The organism is Rhodococcus sp. KRD162, from assembly GCF_017168335.1.
Taxonomy (GTDB): domain Bacteria; phylum Actinomycetota; class Actinomycetes; order Mycobacteriales; family Mycobacteriaceae; genus Rhodococcoides.
Window position 1 is genome coordinate 153,991 of the sequence record NZ_JABFAU010000015.1, and the last position, 15,904, is coordinate 169,894.

General features: G+C 65.6%; 14 protein-coding genes. 2 read left to right on the forward strand and 12 right to left on the reverse strand.

Annotation, left to right across the window (positions count from 1 at the left end):
* Positions 1 to 27 precede the first annotated feature (27 nt).
* Complete coding sequence (glmS, locus tag J1M87_RS21500) at positions 28 to 1,890, reverse strand: glutamine--fructose-6-phosphate transaminase (isomerizing) (RefSeq protein ID WP_206491825.1); 1,863 nt, start codon at positions 1,888 to 1,890, stop codon at positions 28 to 30.
* Between the two features lie 100 nt (positions 1,891 to 1,990).
* Here glmS and J1M87_RS21505 point away from each other — a divergent pair, with 100 nt between their 5' ends.
* The gene (locus J1M87_RS21505; RefSeq protein ID WP_206491828.1) at positions 1,991 to 2,851 is read left to right on the forward strand and encodes a hypothetical protein; all 861 of its coding nucleotides are present in this window, start codon (positions 1,991 to 1,993) and stop codon (positions 2,849 to 2,851) included.
* Between the two features lie 10 nt (positions 2,852 to 2,861).
* On the opposite strand, the gene J1M87_RS21510 is transcribed toward J1M87_RS21505, so the two are convergent.
* From J1M87_RS21510 to J1M87_RS21520, 3 genes are read right to left on the reverse strand one after another with little or no spacing between them, the layout of a single operon-like run.
* Positions 2,862 to 3,131: a hypothetical protein gene (locus tag J1M87_RS21510; protein ID WP_206491830.1), complete on the reverse strand. Its 270-nt coding sequence runs from the start codon at positions 3,129 to 3,131 to the stop codon at positions 2,862 to 2,864.
* Positions 3,128 to 5,029, reverse strand: a complete 1,902-nt coding sequence (locus J1M87_RS21515) for a hypothetical protein (RefSeq protein ID WP_206491831.1) — start codon at positions 5,027 to 5,029, stop codon at positions 3,128 to 3,130. The genes J1M87_RS21510 and J1M87_RS21515 overlap by 4 nt, the downstream gene beginning before the upstream one ends.
* On the reverse strand, positions 5,026 to 5,331 hold the full coding sequence (locus J1M87_RS21520) for a hypothetical protein (protein WP_206491832.1): 306 nt from the start codon (positions 5,329 to 5,331) through the stop codon (positions 5,026 to 5,028). Before J1M87_RS21520 ends, J1M87_RS21515 begins: the two co-directional genes overlap by 4 nt.
* A gap of 148 nt (positions 5,332 to 5,479) precedes the next feature.
* Between J1M87_RS21520 and J1M87_RS21525 the strand changes: the two genes are divergently transcribed.
* Entirely contained in the window at positions 5,480 to 6,520 is a 1,041-nt protein-coding gene (locus J1M87_RS21525; protein WP_206491834.1) for an LLM class F420-dependent oxidoreductase, read from the forward strand.
* A gap of 4 nt (positions 6,521 to 6,524) precedes the next feature.
* On the opposite strand, the gene glmM is transcribed toward J1M87_RS21525, so the two are convergent.
* From glmM to eccCa, 8 genes are all read right to left on the reverse strand, one after another.
* Entirely contained in the window at positions 6,525 to 7,880 is a 1,356-nt protein-coding gene (glmM, locus tag J1M87_RS21530) for a phosphoglucosamine mutase (RefSeq protein WP_206491837.1), read from the reverse strand.
* 107 nt (positions 7,881 to 7,987) lie between these two features.
* The gene (gene rpsI / locus J1M87_RS29085; RefSeq protein WP_206491839.1) at positions 7,988 to 8,515 is read right to left on the reverse strand and encodes a 30S ribosomal protein S9; all 528 of its coding nucleotides are present in this window, start codon (positions 8,513 to 8,515) and stop codon (positions 7,988 to 7,990) included.
* A complete protein-coding gene (rplM, locus tag J1M87_RS21540) occupies positions 8,512 to 8,955 on the reverse strand; it encodes a 50S ribosomal protein L13 (protein WP_027496344.1) in 444 nt (147 codons plus the stop codon). Before rplM ends, rpsI begins: the two co-directional genes overlap by 4 nt.
* 167 nt (positions 8,956 to 9,122) lie before the next feature.
* On the reverse strand, positions 9,123 to 9,464 hold the full coding sequence (locus J1M87_RS21545) for a TraR/DksA C4-type zinc finger protein (protein WP_206491841.1): 342 nt from the start codon (positions 9,462 to 9,464) through the stop codon (positions 9,123 to 9,125).
* A 106-nt stretch (positions 9,465 to 9,570) separates the two neighbouring features.
* Entirely contained in the window at positions 9,571 to 9,852 is a 282-nt protein-coding gene (locus J1M87_RS21550; RefSeq protein ID WP_206491842.1) for a WXG100 family type VII secretion target, read from the reverse strand.
* A gap of 63 nt (positions 9,853 to 9,915) precedes the next feature.
* Positions 9,916 to 10,281 (reverse strand): WXG100 family type VII secretion target, encoded by a 366-nt coding sequence (locus tag J1M87_RS29090; protein ID WP_206491843.1) that lies wholly within the window; start codon positions 10,279 to 10,281, stop codon positions 9,916 to 9,918.
* 159 nt (positions 10,282 to 10,440) lie between these two features.
* Positions 10,441 to 11,898, reverse strand: a complete 1,458-nt coding sequence (locus J1M87_RS21560; protein WP_206491844.1) for a type VII secretion-associated protein — start codon at positions 11,896 to 11,898, stop codon at positions 10,441 to 10,443.
* Positions 11,895 to 15,893, reverse strand: coding sequence for a type VII secretion protein EccCa (eccCa, locus tag J1M87_RS21565; RefSeq protein WP_206491845.1), 3,999 nt, complete (start codon positions 15,891 to 15,893; stop codon positions 11,895 to 11,897). The genes J1M87_RS21560 and eccCa overlap by 4 nt, the downstream gene beginning before the upstream one ends.
* Positions 15,894 to 15,904 lie beyond the last annotated feature (11 nt).

Below are 15,904 nucleotides of genomic sequence, written 5' to 3' on the forward strand. Positions count from 1 at the left end.
CGGGTGCCGCCGCCGGCAGGTCGACTACTACTCGACGGTGACGGACTTGGCCAGATTTCTCGGCTTGTCCACGTCGTAGCCACGCGCCTGCGCGACCTCGGCGGCGAACACCTGCAACGGGATCGTCGACAACAGCGGCTGCAACAACGTGGATGCGGCCGGAATCTCGATCAGATTGTCCGCGAAAGGCCGGACGGCCTCGTCGCCTTCCTCGGCAATGACGACCGTCCACGCACCACGGGCCTGAATCTCGCGAATGTTGCTCAGCATCTTCGAATGCAACACCGCGCGACCCTTCGGTGACGGCATCACGATGATCACCGGCACACCGTCCTCGATGAGCGCGATGGGTCCGTGCTTGAGCTCGCCCGCCGCAAAGCCCTCCGCGTGCATGTACGCGAGTTCCTTGAGCTTGAGCGCGCCTTCGAGCGCAACCGGGTACCCCACGTGGCGGCCGAGGAACAGAATTGTCGTGGCCGTCGACAATTCACGCGCGAGCGCTCGCACCGGTTCCACCGTTTCGAGAACCCGCTGCACCAACTCGGGCATGGCTTCGAGTTCGGCGAACTCGCGGGCGACCTCGTCGGGGTACTTGGTGCCGCGTGCCTGGGCCAACGCCAGACCGACCAGATAATTGGCCGTCACCTGAGCGAGAAATGCCTTGGTGGAGGCCACGCCGATCTCCGGACCCGCCCGGGTGTACAGAACAGCGTCGGCCTCGCGAGGAATCTGCGAGCCGTTGGTGTTGCAGACCGCGAGAACGCGCGCCTTCTGATCCTTGGCATGCCGCACAGCTTCGAGCGTGTCCGCGGTTTCGCCGGACTGTGAGATGGCGACCACCAGGGTCGATCGATCCAGGACCGGATCGCGGTAGCGGAATTCGCTGGCCAGTTCGACCTCGACCGGGAGCCTGGTCCAGTGCTCGATGGCGTACTTGGCGAGCAGACCCGAGTGGTACGCACTGCCGCAGGCCACGACGAACACCTTGTCCACGTCGCGCAGTTCCTGATCGGACAGGCGCTGCTCGTCGAGCACGATTCGACCGTTGGCGAAATGCCCGAGCAGCGTATCCGCCACTGCGGCAGGCTGCTCCTGGATCTCCTTGAGCATGAAGTAGTCGTGGCCGCCCTTCTCGGCAGCTGCCAAATCCCAGTCGATGCGGAACGGACGCCCCTGTACTTCGTTTCCTTCGAAGTCACTGATGTCGTATCCGTCGGCGGTGATGACGACGACCTGATCCTGGCCGAGTTCGACGGCATCGCGGGTGTGCTCGATGAACGCAGCGACATCGGATCCGAGGAACATCTCGCCGTCGCCGACACCGAGCACCAGCGGCGTGGAGCGGCGCGCCGCGACGATCGTGTCCGCATGATCGGAATGGGTGAACACCAGGGTGAATGCACCTTCGAGTCGCCGCAGTACTGCTTTCGCGCTGGCAACGAAGTCGCCTGCGGTCGGGCCGTCTGCGTAGGCACGAGCGACCAGGTGCACCGCGACCTCGGTGTCGGTATCGGAGAGGAACTCCACCCCTACCGCTTCGAGCTCGGCGCGCAGCGGAGCAAAGTTCTCGATGATGCCGTTGTGCACCACTGCGACCGTGCCCGACGCATCACGATGTGGATGGGCATTGCGGTCGGTCGGCCGTCCGTGAGTCGCCCACCGAGTGTGGCCCATCCCGGTGGTGCCCACGAACTTGTCGGTGCCGACGTCGTCGAGCTCGGCTTCCAAATTCGCCAGCCGACCCGCCTTACGCTCGATCGCGCTTGCGCCCGCACCATCGAGTATCGCGATCCCCGCCGAGTCGTAGCCCCGATATTCCATACGCCGAAGCGCTTCGACCACCACACCCAGAGCTGGGCGGTGGCCGACGTAACCCACGATTCCGCACATGGTGATTGAGGGTACTCGGCACGACCCGCACGACCCATTCGCTCAGGTGAACGTGTCCGGTGTCCCCCTCACGAGCCAAGGTTCGGTACCGTCATCTCTCGTGGCGAAACCCAAGAAGCTGGCATCTGCTCTCTCCAAGCGCGGCCCGCACAAGGTACTCCGAGGCAACCTGGCCTTGGCCGGGCAACCCGGCGTCGTCTACACCCCGGCCGAGGGCTTCGGCCTGCCCGGCGTGGCCTTCGCACACGGCTGGATGCTCCGACCTGGCCATTACACCGACACCTTGAAGCACTTGGCGTCCTGGGGCATCGTCGTTGCAGCACCTGATTCCGAGCGCGGGCTCGTTCCCTCGCACCGGGGCCTCGCCACCGACCTGGGCACTGTGCTCGACATCATGACCGGAGTGCGGCTCGGGCCGGGCAACATCAGCGTGCATCCGGAGAAACTCGCCACAGCCGGTCACGCGATGGGTGCCGGAGCCGCTGTCCTCGCCGCCTCGACCCGGTCCGACATCAAAGCCGTCGCAGCACTGTTCCCGGCACCGACTGCCCCCTCGTCCGAGCACGCCGCAGCCGGTCTGACCGTGCCCGGGCTCGTCGTCGGCGACAACTCGAACGCGGATTCGCTCACCGACAACTCGCTCGCACTTGCCCAGGCCTGGCCCGGAAACCCCGTCCTGCGACGGGTAGACGGCTCGTCAGCGGATGGATTCGTCGAGGGTCGGCGGATTCTCGGTGCCCTCGGCATCAACAAACCCGATCGCAAGACGCAGCAGCGCACCCGAGCCGTACTGACCGCGTTCCTGTTGTTCCACCTGACCGGTGACTCCGACTACGAGGAGCTGGCCGGATCGACCGGCGAGATCGACGGCACCAGGGCTGTCGATCCACACTCGCCGCTCGACGCGCAGCCCAAGCCGAAGGCCTCTGCGTCGATCAAGGCTCTGCTCGGACGCGGCTGAACGCCGGCCTTCAGACCAACCACGATCGGGGCCGCTGTTCGGGTTCGGTCTCGACATGCGATGACGGCTCTCGACGATCCAGATGAGCGGGCCGCAGTACCGAACCGCGATGGGGATCGATGTCGTGATCGGGACTGATCGCGATGTCCGAGTCGAGGTGGTCTCGAACAGCGGTCGGAGTTCGGGCCCGACGAATCACCTCGGCTGCATCCGCCAGCCCCCGTCGATGTTCGTCGCGTATCCGATGCAGCTCTCGCCGCCACCAGCCGTCCGAGCTCACAGTGTCCCCGCCTCGCTCAGGCCGGCACCGGTGCCCGGCCCTGGCTGCGGTCCATCGAGGTGGGGCTGATCGTCGGATGCAGGGCGATCCGCCGATACCGAATGTGCAGCGGCGAGCGGTGCGTCCACGGCAGGTGCGCCCGCCGAGTCCTCACCGATGGGCGGGGCATCCCCGCCCGGCTCGGACCGGCACTGCTCCTGCGCGTCCTCCCCCGGATCGGACGAGACATCGCCGAGACCCGATTCCGTCGGCGCTGGTTCGGCCGGCACTGGTTCCGTCGGCGCTGGTTCCGGCACCATGTGGTCCCGAGATATCGGGTCCGGGGCCATCGGTTGCGGCGCTACCGGGCCCGGCGCTACCGGGTCCGGGGTCATCGGGTCGGTAGTTTCGGGGGCCGGTACTGGTTCGGCCGCCGCAGCCTGCTGTGAGTTCGCGTCACTGCCGGGAACCTCGACGACCTCGGGCAGTCCCAACGGACCGATTCGTAGCTCGAACGAGCGAATCCCGAGCCCCGGGGTGTCGAGTTCCAGCGAGACCGCACCATCGTGCTCGAGCGCGATACGTGCCCGATGGCCATCGAGCTCCGCCTCGAGATGGCCGCGCTCATCCGCGTCGACAGCTACAGGCCGCGACGGCGATCCAGCACCGGAGATGCCGTCCGGCATCGACGCCCCGCCGTCCGTCTCCCGAGGACCTGGTGCCGATGGACCCTCGGTACGGGCTCGGTCTGCACTGCCACTGGGCTCGCGGTCGGCACTGTTGTCCTGGTCGGCACTGTTGTCAGGGCCGCCGGTATCCAAGGCGTCCTCGACCCGCCCGACGATCTCGGTCACCACCCGATCCACCAGCCCGTCCAGTGCATGGCCGAGCACGGCACCGGGCGCCGTCCCGTCGAACAGTGCGCCGGGTTCCGCGCCGCCACCGCCGACTGTGGCGACTGTGGCGGGGTCGTTCGCCGACCCTGTCGTCGTCGGCCCCGCTGGTTCCGGTGCCGCAGATCCCGCAGGTATTGCCGGGGGCGACGCAGGCCCGTCGAACACCGGCCATGGATCGGCTGGTGCCGCCGCACCGGGGGTGATCGTCCATCCTCGGTCGTCCAGCTCGGCGAACGAGGGCTCGTGCACGCTGTCCAGCGCCTTCACGACCAACGCCAGACAGTCGCGCACGGCGGTATCGGTGCAGCTGCAGGCATGCATGACGGCGTCGCATGTGCCCTTCATCCGTGGCACGAACTCGGTGTCGATCCAGCTCCGACAACGCGCCGCCACCTCGGCCGCGAACTCGTCGGAGAGATCGGGGCTGCCCGCTCGCTCGGCGAGGTCGGGAAATACCGAACCCAATCGGGGGAACACCGTCTCCCGATCGACCGGAAGGCATTCGATTCCGGACGCCAGCAAAATCGCGTCGATCTGATCGGTGTTTTTACCATCGACGGTCTCGATATCCAGACCTCCGACCAGTTCCGCCTTGTCGGTGACAGCCTCGCGCAGAACGTCGACGGCGGCGCACATCGTTTGATGGGAATCCTCGATCGCAAGGAGAAAGTCCGCCGCGGTCTGCTGCTCCGCTGCGAGGTAGCTCTGCACGGCATCGCCTGCGTCGCCGTGCCATCGCAACCTCAGAACTCGGCGCAATTGAATGTGTTCTTCGAGTTGTTCGGCGAGTACTGCAGACATCGCCTCGACCGCGTCTGCATCGGCATCGAGCGCCGCCAGGTTCAGGCCCCGCTGCTCGTCGTATCTCGCACACACCTGCTCGTACTCCGGGCAACCGCCCCTACCGGGCACTCGACCGACCAGAGGCAGGAAGCGCTCGAAATGCAGCAGACCGATCGCGTGCGCGTCGAGAATGTCCTCGACCGACGAGCCCGGCGTCAACGAGTCGCGCGGAGGCGTCATCGAGGAAACTCGATCGCACGGACGGTGGCCTCGTCCTGGCTTTCGTACTCGTTCATCGACGCGGTGAGGGCGTCGGAAATGTCGTCGACCGAGGATTTCCACGCCCCGACTGCGCGGCCGAGCCCCAGGTGAGCGCGGGTGTAGGCGGCTCCGAGATCACCGTAGTTCCGCCCGGCCCCCGCCGCACCGAAGCCTGGATCGGCCACGCTGTCTGCAGCGCCGCCGAGGACATCGGCCGATGCCGCCAGGGCATCCGCAACTCCTCTGACGCGGACCACGTCCACCACGAATCCATCGCTCATACGTCCCGCCCCCTTCACGTGCCCCTTTCCGACTATGACGTGCGCCGACGCACATCGGTTCCGCACGGAGCGGTAACGTCCCGATGTGAAATGTCAGTAACAGGTACCTGAAGTAGCTTCACCAGCTGCTCAACGACCGAGGAGTCCCATGCACATCGGAACGATGCTGAATTACAGCGGTGGTTTCAACGAGACCGTTGCCGAGGTCGCCGAGCTCGAGAAGGCAGGTCTCGACATCATCTTCGTGCCCGAGGCCTACTCGTTCGACGCGGTCAGCCAACTGGGATTCCTCGCAGCCAAGACGAGCACCATCAAGATCGCGTCGGGCATCTTCCAGATCTACACCAGGACACCGTCATTGACCGCCATGACCGCGGCGGGGCTCGACTACGTCTCGGAGGGTCGATTCGTCCTCGGGCTCGGGGCCTCGGGACCGCAGGTGGTCGAAGGCTTCCACGGGGTCAAGTACGACGCACCCATCGCGAGAACCCGTGAGGTCATCGAGATCTGCAGGCAGGTCTGGCGACGCGAAAAGGTGCAACATCAGGGCAAGTACTACCAGATTCCGCTGCCCGCCGACCGAGGCACCGGGCTCGGCAAGCCCCTCAAGCTGATCAATCATCCCGTGCGCGACCGCATTCCGGTTGTGATTGCTGCTCTGGGCCCCAAGAACGTCGAGCTCACCGCCGAGATCGCCGAAGGCTGGCAGCCCATCTTCTACTTCCCCGAGAAAGCTGCCGACGTGTGGGGCGATTCCCTCGAGGCAGGCAAGGCCAAGCGTGATCCTTCACTGGGCGAACTCGAGGTGTTTGCAAGCCCCACGCTGGCCATCGGCGAGGATGCGGAGAAGTACCTTCCCTGGGTCAAGCCGCATCTGGCGCTCTACATCGGCGGCATGGGAGCCAAGGGGAAGAACTTCTACAATTCGCTGGCTCAGCGGTACGGCTACGAGGCCGAGGCCGCGAAGATCCAGGACCTCTACCTTGCCGGCAAGAAGGAAGAAGCTGCAGCCGCCGTCCCCGACGAGCTCGCCCGCTCGGTCAATCTCATCGGGCCGGAAAGCTACGTCAAGGAGCGGGTCGCCGCGTTCGCCGAAGCGGGAGTCACCACGCTCAATGTCGCGCCGCTGGCCGAGAACACCGCGGGCCGCGTCGCGCAGTTGACTGCACTGCGCGAACTCACCGACTGAAAGATCAGACCGACGCGACCCGGCCCGCCAGCTCCTCGGCGAGCCGGGTCGCCAGGTCGAGTTCGGACGCTTCGACCATCACTCGCACCAACTGTTCGGTACCGCTGGGACGCAACAGGACTCGACCCGTCTCCCCGAGCTCACGCTCGGCCACGGCCACCGCGTCGGAGACGGACGGGGCCGATGCCACGGCTGCCTTGTCCGATACGCGCACGTTGATCAGCACCTGCGGCAAAGTCCGCATCACCGACGCGAGATCGGCGAGAGTACTTCCGGTCTGCGCAATCCGTTCCATCAGCCGCAGCGCGGTCGCGATTCCGTCGCCCGTAGTTCCGACCGCGGGAAGCACGAGGTGCCCGCTCTGCTCGCCGCCGAGCGCGAATCCCCCGCGACGCAGTTCCTCGAGCACATAGCGGTCCCCGACGGCGGTGGTGCGCAGCGTGATTCGAGCCTCACGCATCGCGATGTGGAGCCCGAGATTGCTCATGACCGTGGCGACCAACGTGTTGTCGGTCAACTGACCCGCATCGCGCATCGCGATGGCCAGCACCGCCATGATCGCGTCCCCGTCCACCACTGCACCCGATGCGTCGACGGCGAGGCATCGATCGGCATCTCCGTCGTGCGCGATGCCGAGGTCGGCTCCGTGCTCCACGACGGCCTTCTGCAACCCCTCGAGGTGCGTCGAACCGCACCCGTCGTTGATGTTGATGCCATCGGGCTCGGCATTGATCGCTACGACCGTGGCACCGGCCCGTCGATAGATCTCCGGTCCGACGACGGAGGCGGCACCGTGCGAGCAGTCCACCACGACGCGCAGGCCGTCGAGTCGATGGGAGACCGAGGCCACGAGATGCTCGGTGTAGCGGCCTCCCGCGTCCTGCGCGAGTTCGATACGGCCGATCGAGGCACCGGTGACGTCGAGCGGGAGCCCGTCTCCGCGGGAGGGGCCAGTCGAATCGAGGGCCGCCTCTATTCGGTCTTCCACGTCGTCGTCGAGTTTGTGGCCACCTGCGGCAAAGATCTTGATCCCGTTGTCGGGCATCGCGTTGTGGGATGCAGAGATCATCACACCGAGTGCCGCACCGTATTCGGCCGTCAGGTATGCGACCGCGGGCGTGGGCAGCACACCGACGTCGATCACGTCGACACCCGAGGCAGTGAGACCGGCCGATACCGCGGCACCGAGCATCGCACCACTGATGCGCGGATCTCGGCCGACCACTGCCACGCACCTGCCTGCGTCGGTGTTCGGTGCCAATACGCTGGCTGCGGCTCGCGCGATCTTCATCGCCAGTTCTGCGGTCAGAACCCCGCCTGCGAGTCCCCGAACCCCGTCGGTACCGAACAATCGCGCCATGAACCAAGAACTCCTTCGAGCGGAGAGAAAGTCGTGAGAAACGCCTCGAGGGCAGGCGTCCGATACTGCTGGATGCCTGCCCTCGAGGATGAAACGGGTAAGACGCGTCAGCGCTTGGAGTACTGCGACGCCTTACGGGCCTTCTTCAGGCCGTACTTCTTGCGCTCGACTGCACGAGCGTCACGCGTGAGGTAGCCGGCAGCCTTGAGTGCCGGGCGATCATCGGGCGTGACCTCGATGAGGGCTCGCGAGATGGCCAGACGCAACGCGCCTGCCTGTCCCGACGGTCCGCCACCATGCAGCAGTGCGGTGATCTCGAAGGACTCTGCGCGGTCGACGAGCACCAGCGGAGCCTTGATGAGCTGCTGGTGCACCTTGTTGGGGAAGTAGTCCTCCAGGGTGCGACCGTTGAGCTTGAAGCCACCGCCACCCGAGGACAGCCGGACGCGAGCGACAGCTTCCTTACGACGACCGACGGTCTGGATCGGGCGATCGAACACGATCGGAGCCGGAGCCGCGGCAGCAGCCTCGATGTCCGAGGTCACCTCGGGCTCTTCGACTGCCACGAACTCGTCGGCGGCGATCTCTTCGATGTTCTCCTGCGACGTCACGTCATTTCCCTCCGGCGCCGTCACTGGGACACCTGCTTGATCTCGAACGGTACGGGCTGCTGAGCGGCGTGCGGGTGGTTCGGACCCGCGTAGACCTTCAGCTTGCTCGCGATGGCATTACCGAGCTTGTTCTTGGGGATCATGCCGACGACGGCCTTCTCCACGAGACGATCGGGGTTGTTCTCGAGCACCTGGCGAGTCGAGCGCGACTTCAGACCGCCCGGATGGCCGGAGTGGTGGTGATGGAACTTGCCGTCGAGCTTGTTGCCACTGATGGCAACCTTCTCGGCATTGATGATGACGACGAAGTCGCCACCGTCGACGTTGGGTGCGTAGGTGGGCTTGTGCTTGCCACGGAGCAGAGTCGCAGCCTGGACGGCGAGGCGTCCGAGCACGACGTCCGTGGCGTCGATCACATGCCACGTCCGGGTGGTGTCCCCGGCCTTCGGGGCGTAAGTAGACACAGAAAATTCCTGTCTTCATGATGTCGCTGCTGGCCAAGACGAGTGAGTGCCCTCGGCGGCCAGTTGAGACCCGAGGACAAGAGCTCGATACGCATCGACAATGCGCGGCGAGCCCATACACGCCAACGGGAGACGATACCGGGAGTGCTCGCCCAGGTCAAAACGCCTCAGCGCAGTCGGACGCACAGCACGCACCGCCGAGCGGCGGGAAGCGCTTCGAGCCGCATCAGCGGAATCTCGCGGCCACACCGCTCGCAGGAACCGTACGTGCCGGCGGCGAGCCGCGCTCGGGCCGCGTCGATCTCGCGGAGCTCGGACTCGGTGTCGTCGATCAGAGCGGCGATCTTCGCGCGCTCGAAAGCGATCGTCGACCCCTCCGGGTCGTGCTCGTCATCGTCGGTGGTCCAGCGCGATCCTTCGATCACCGACGCCAGTTCCTCCCGAAGGGACTCGAGCCGGTGTTCGGAACGCGACCGTTCCCCCTCGAGGACGGTTCCGAAATCCATCATCACACCAGTAGACACCGAACAGCTGTCGGATCGAGTGAAACTGCCTGTGCCCCGACCGATTCCTCGGCCGGGGCACAGGCAGTTTCAGAACGTCGAGAGAGAAAAGTCAGCGCGCCATCCGCGCTTTGTTGGCCATTTCGACGCCGTGCATGGTCTCGCCACCGGTGCGGGCGGCCGCCACGAGGCTCGACAGGATGAGGTTGAGCTCGTCGGATGCAGAATTCCACTGGCGCTGCAGCTCGAAGTACGACGTCATCGCGTCGCCCTCCCACGACTGATAGAGCCGCTTAGCGGTGCTGTCCACGTCTGCCAGCAGGTCCTTGGTCACGTTCGCCTGCTTGTTCATCGCCTCGGTCAACGCCGCGATCTGCGCGAAGTCGTATTTCATGTCGGTTCGGTCTCCTAGGTCGGGCTTGGTCGGGTGGTACGTGTGGTCACCGGATACGAGGGTCTATTTGAAGCTGGACAGTCCCGAGTTCAGGGATCCGGCTACCTGGTTGACGGCCGCGACATTGTCGTCGTCGGCGTCCGAGTAGCCGTGGCCGTTGGTCTTGATATCCGCCGAGATCTGCTCCAACGCACTGCGCATCTTCTGCGCACTGGTATCCCATTGCGCCATGACATCCTGAAACGACTTGCCCGCCTTACCGACCCAGGCCTGGGCGGTCTGCTCGACGATGGAGCGAACCGCCGAATTGGAGGCGTTGATCGACACGCTCAGGCCCTCGATCGTGGCACCGGCAGCCATCAGCTCCTGTGGTGTGACTGTGACGCCGTTCGACGAACCCGTAGATTCCGGTCCCCCTGGATATCCCACTTCGACTCCTTGTTTCGTTGTTCGATTCCGTGCACCCGCGGTACACGTGATGCTCGACCGAGTAGCCGTGTTCGGCCCTCTCACTCCCCTACATCTCCTTGGACGCAGCGACCCCTCGGTTCGGTTCCGACCGGGCCGGAAATACTCCGACTCGGCTGCTCATGACGAGGGGACGATCTCGAGCGTCTGGGTGGCCTGTCCGCATTCGGTGTCGATCACGGCCGAATCGTCCCCCTCGAACTGGCAACCGATACTGACCTGAAGATCGGACTCGACGAAGACCCGCCAGAGCACTGTCGAGTCGTCGGCGGGCGACTCCAGATAGGCGATCCCGATGCGAGAACCGAAGTCCTTGGTGAGTTCGAGGGATCCGATTGTCGAGTCCGGGCCACGGGCATCGACAGCCACTCGGAGGTCGGCGGCCACCTGAGCCTGCGTCGAACCCGGGTTCAGGTCTGCCACCGTGACCACGATGCGCCGTTCGGGCGGGGTCGGCGGAATCAACACCATGCGGGCCGGGTCGTCGAGCCTCGTCCAGCCGGCCGGAAGACGCACCGAGGCCCGCCCCGATACGAACGTCACCGATTCGGCCGGCCCGGATGCCTCGGGCGAGGCTGTCGGAAGCGCCGGCGGCTCGGCCGCGGACGACGACGGTGCGTCTGCAACCTCGGTCGTCGACGACGGTTGCACTGCTGCAGCACCGATGGTCTCGGCACCTGCGGATGCGAAATACAGGGCCGCACAAGCCGATGCGATGACCACCGCCGTGACGGCCGCAACCGCAGGCCCCACCGTGCGCCGGTTCGATCGACGGTTCGTAGACGATGATGTGACGTCGTCGAGCCACGCAGCTGATCGCGTCGTCGCGGCTCGAACCGGCGGCACCGAGTGGATCTCGGCACCGGCTCGCCGATACAGCGACCGGGCAATATCGAGTCCGGTCAGCCAGTGCGTGCTGCGATCGGCAATGGGCTCTGGGCGGCCGCGCGACGGTGCCACCACGAACACCTCGTCGGGACAGGGGTCCACCGACGACCGAACGTACTCGTCGACCGCTCGCCGCCACTCGTCATCGATACCGAAGGCGAGAACGGCACCGGTGTCCCCGCCGCAGTCCCCCGTCTCATCGATGACCAGCACGGACGTGTCCAAGGGCCCCACTTCGACGACCATCGCCGCGGACGGGGCCCGTTCACCCCATGACGCCACCGCGGCCTCGGCCGTCTCCACCAGCACCACCTCGCTCGCCGTGCCTGCGAAGACGGCACGTATCGAACTCGACCGCTGCTCACCCCAGATCGACGGATACGCGATCTCCAACACGTCGAGTCGATCGGACACCCCGGCACCCTGCAGCGCCGAGGACACGATTCCGAGCAGCACATCCGCGCTGTCCCATACCGAGGTACCCACCGCCATCGCCGGATCGTCGATACACAGCAGAGGAGATATCTCCCCTCCCGCATCGGCGGACCCGAAGACCAGATCTCCGCCCTCGGCCGAAGCGAACGCCGAGCCGACGCTCTCCCTCGGTCCCTCGAGCAGACCGCTTGTAGCGACGACGGAGATCTCGGTGTATCCCAGATGCACTGCGGCATAACGCCACGACGTACTCAACTCGAATGCCCCAGCTGAACGAGGACCTGCCCGGAGCGGTCGACGAACACACCGCGTCCGGGCGGCATGGCACTCGGCCGCACCGTCCCCAGCAGATTCCCTTCGTCGCGGCTCCCGCTCATCACCAACCCCGGCGTCACGAGATCGCGCAAGCGCCCGATCACCGGGTCGAACAGCGCCCGGCCAGCACCGCCCGAGCGTCGGGCCACGATGAGGTGAAGCCCGATGTCTCGGGCATGCGGAAGATGTTCTACCAACGGTGCCAACGGGTTTCCCGACGATGTGGCCACCAGATCGTAATCGTCGACGATGACGAATACCTCGGGACCGTCCCACCAGGACCGCTCACGAAGCTGTTGTTGCGTCACATCCGAACCGGGCATGCGGTCGCTCATGCGACCGGCCAGGTCGACGATCATGGCGGTCAGCGCAGGCTGGGAGGCTGCGTATCCCGCAAGATGGCCGGAATCGATTGTCCCGAGCAGGGTTCGGCGATAGTCCGCGATGATGATCTTGACCCGATCGGCGGAATTCGCGGCGACGAGCGACCGGCACATTCCCCGCAGTAGCGAGGTCTTCCCACATTCACTGTCGCCGAACACCACGAAATGTGGATTCTCCGAGAAATCCACCAGTACCGGTGCCAGCTCGGCTTCGTCGATGCCGATCGGAATCCCGAGTTCGGGAATCGACCCACGCGATCGGGGCCACGTATCACCGAGCCGCCCGAGAATGTCGGATCGATCGAGCAATTCCGGCAACATCCGAACCGGAGGTGCAGACAGTCCTGGCGACGCCGCCGCGGCAGCCGCAACCGCATCGCCCACCGCGGACGACAGGTCCTCGACCGAGTTCAGCTCGTCCACCCGCGGTAGCGCGATCAACAGGTGCAAGCCGTCCCTGGTCATCCCTCGCCCCGGTCGTCCCTCCGGGACGCTCGCCGCCTTGGCTCGCCCCATATCCGAATCGGAGGGATCCCCGAGCCTAAGTTCCAACCGGGTACCGATCAGGTCCTTGGTCGCGGGCCTGACTTCGGCCCAGCGCGATGCAGTGAGGATCAAATGCAGTCCGAAAGCGAGTCCTTGCGTGGTCAACGTTGCGATCTGCTGTTCGAGGCTCTCGAAATCCGATCGGATGGACGGCCATCCGTCGATCACCAGGAAGACATCGCCGAATCGATCGTCGGGATCGACCGGTTGCCCGGCACGTCGACGTCGAAACTCTGCCATCGAGTCGATCCCGCGCTCACGAAACGTCTTCTCCCGCTGCCGAACGACAGCGGCGACCTCGGCCACCGTCCGCCGAACTCGGTCGACGTCGAGCCTGTTGGCCACCGAGCCCACGTGCGGTAGATCTGCCAGACCGGCCAGCGTTCCGCCGCCGAAATCCAGGCAGTAGAACTGGATCTGCGCAGGCGTATGAGTCAGCGCCAATGCCAGGATCAACGATCGAAGAGCCGTCGACTTCCCCGATTGCGGAGCTCCGACGATGGCGACGTGCCCGGCGGCACCGGACAGATCGACAGTCAACAGATCGCGGCGCTGATCGAACGGTCGGTCCACGATGCCGATCGAGGCACGCAGTCTGCTGAGCGGATCGATGCGCTGGGGCACGACAGATCCCGGTAACAACTGGGCCAACGTGGGAGCGGCGTCCAACGGGGGCAGCCACACCTCGTGAGCCGGCGTCCCGCGACCACGGATTCGTCCGACGACGACATCGAGAACCGAGACACCCGTGCCATCGGGGTCCACCGAACGCGGTTCCTCCACGGGTACCTCGGCCGGATCGACGCGAGGGAGGTCGAGCGGGTCGAGCGGTACCGCGTAGGCCGTGAAGGGCTTCGGGCGGATGTCGACTCCCAGCGCGGTTCTCGCTCCGGTGGTCACCCGCGGAGGCTCGTAAGGACCGGACACGTAGGCCGCAGCAAACCTGACGATTTCAGCGGAATCGCATTTGAGGTAGCCAGCGCCGGGCTGAGCAGGCAGGTGATAGGCATCCGGAACGCCGAGAACCGAACGAGACTCGTTCGCGGAGAATGTCTTCAGGCCGATTCGGTAGGACAGGTGACTGTCCAGCCCACGCAGCTTGCCCTCTTCGAGGCGCTGACTGGCCAGCAGTAGATGCATGTGCAGAGAACGTCCGAGCCGACCGATCGCGACGAACAGCTCGGCGAATTCCGGCTGCTGACTGAGCAGTTCCGAGAACTCGTCGACTACCACGAACAGGGCAGGCATCGGCACCAGATCTGCTCCCGCGGCGCGTGCCCGCTCGTAGTCGGAGACGTTGGCGAAGTTTCCGGCCGAGCGCAGCAGCTCCTGGCGACGGTTCATCTCCCCGGCCAAGGCGTCGCGCATCCGATCGACCAAGGCCAAGTCCTCGGACAGGTTGGTGATCACCGCGGCGACATGTGGTGCGGACTCGAGGCCCGCGAACGTGGCACCGCCTTTGAAATCGACGAGCACCAGGTTCAGCTGTTCCGGTGCATGCGTCGACACCAATCCAAGAACGAGCGTGCGGAGAAACTCGGATTTTCCCGAACCTGTTGCGCCGATGCACAACCCGTGTGGCCCCATGCCGTTCTCGGCGGATTCCTTCAGGTCGATTTCCACCGCACTGCCATCGGGCGCGACGCCGATCGGTACCCGCAGCCTGTCGCGTCCGCGACGCATCGTCCAGGCGCGGTCGGTGTCGAGGGTACCGACATCGGCGATCCCGACCAGACTGTTCCATCCAGAGACTCGGACCCCGTCGTCGTCGACGACCTCGACTGCCGACGAGGCCGCCGGAGCACGAAACGGCGACAGGCGCCTGGCAACGGCGTCCGCCTGGGTGGTACTCATCGAGTCCGCGACGGCGAACACCTCGACCGTCGTTCCGCTGACTGCGCCGATCGTCCCGTTCTCGGCGAGCAACTGAAGACCACGTGAGGCCGCGAGTCTGGGGCACAGTCCGGACAGGTCGATGATCGTGACGGAATCGAGTCCGGTGTCGGTGAGATCGGTCGACCGGTTGTCGAGGAGCCCACCGTCCACCACGATCACCAACTGCACGACACCGGCGACCGGCACTGCGCCGCGGGCGAATCGAGCGCGCAGGCCGAGCACCTCCCCCAGAGCGCTGTCGAGTTCGAGGAAGCTTCCGAAGATCATCCGTGCCGATCCGGCCCCGTCGCGCAGGCTCTCGTGCTGTGTGTGCGGAAGCCATTTCGTCCACTCCCACTGTTCCACGGTGTCCGGACCGCAGACGATCGCGACCGCGAGGTGGTCGGGGCCGTGAAAGCTGCACAGCGAAGCCAACATCGCCCGGGTCATGGCCCGGGCGCAATCGCGATCCCCCGCTATCGAGAGCGCAGCGAATCCGCGCAGCGACACGGCAGTGGGCAATGCGGCGACCACCGAATGCGCCCGTACGAATCGGCGCAGTGAGACGGCCGAGACCGGTTCGAGCTCCTCCACCGGCCCGGTCTCGGGCGGTACCAGACGGGTGGCCAGTCGCTGATCCCCGCATCCGACGCGCACGTGAGCGAAATCGGGATCCGATAGACGTCGCTCCCACATTCGCTCGGTTCCGGCGACCGACCACAGAGTTTCGGGATCCGGGTGACTCCATTCGAGAGCCTTGCGCTGCGCCCGTTCGGTTTCGGCGACGTCACGGCGGAGCTGATCGAGATACCGCAGGTAGTCCTTGCGATCCTCGTTTGCCTCCGCCGTGCGTGCCCCGCCGGACTTTCCGCCGCCGGCGAGCATTCCCACCATCGACATCAGCATCATCGCGGGGAACATCAACATCATCGGGTTGGCCGCCGCACCCGATGTGAACATCAGCGCGACCATCCCGACCATCGCTGCAACCATCACCAACGGCATCAGCTTCATCAGCAGATTGCCGGGAACGGCCCGTGGAATTTCCGGTGGTGGCTGCAGGTTGACCTCGCCGCCCGGCGATCGGGGCACTTCACGCCGCGCGCCTCGAACGAAGCGCACAGTACTCATCGATCCGCCCC

Excerpts from the sequence above, each read along its gene's own strand:
- glmS (WP_206491825.1), bottom strand. The coding sequence starts at position 1,890 with ATGTGCGGAATCGTGGGTTACGTCGGCCACCGCCCAGCTCTGGGTGTG.
- J1M87_RS21515 (WP_206491831.1), bottom strand. The coding sequence starts at position 5,029 with ATGACGCCTCCGCGCGACTCGTTGACGCCGGGCTCGTCGGTCGAGGAC.
- J1M87_RS21520 (WP_206491832.1), bottom strand. The coding sequence starts at position 5,331 with ATGAGCGATGGATTCGTGGTGGACGTGGTCCGCGTCAGAGGAGTTGCG.
- J1M87_RS21525 (WP_206491834.1), top strand. The coding sequence starts at position 5,480 with ATGCACATCGGAACGATGCTGAATTACAGCGGTGGTTTCAACGAGACC.
- glmM (WP_206491837.1), bottom strand. The coding sequence starts at position 7,880 with ATGGCGCGATTGTTCGGTACCGACGGGGTTCGGGGACTCGCAGGCGGG.
- J1M87_RS21545 (WP_206491841.1), bottom strand. The coding sequence starts at position 9,464 with ATGATGGATTTCGGAACCGTCCTCGAGGGGGAACGGTCGCGTTCCGAA.
- J1M87_RS21550 (WP_206491842.1), bottom strand. The coding sequence starts at position 9,852 with ATGAAATACGACTTCGCGCAGATCGCGGCGTTGACCGAGGCGATGAAC.
- eccCa (WP_206491845.1), bottom strand. The coding sequence starts at position 15,893 with ATGAGTACTGTGCGCTTCGTTCGAGGCGCGCGGCGTGAAGTGCCCCGA.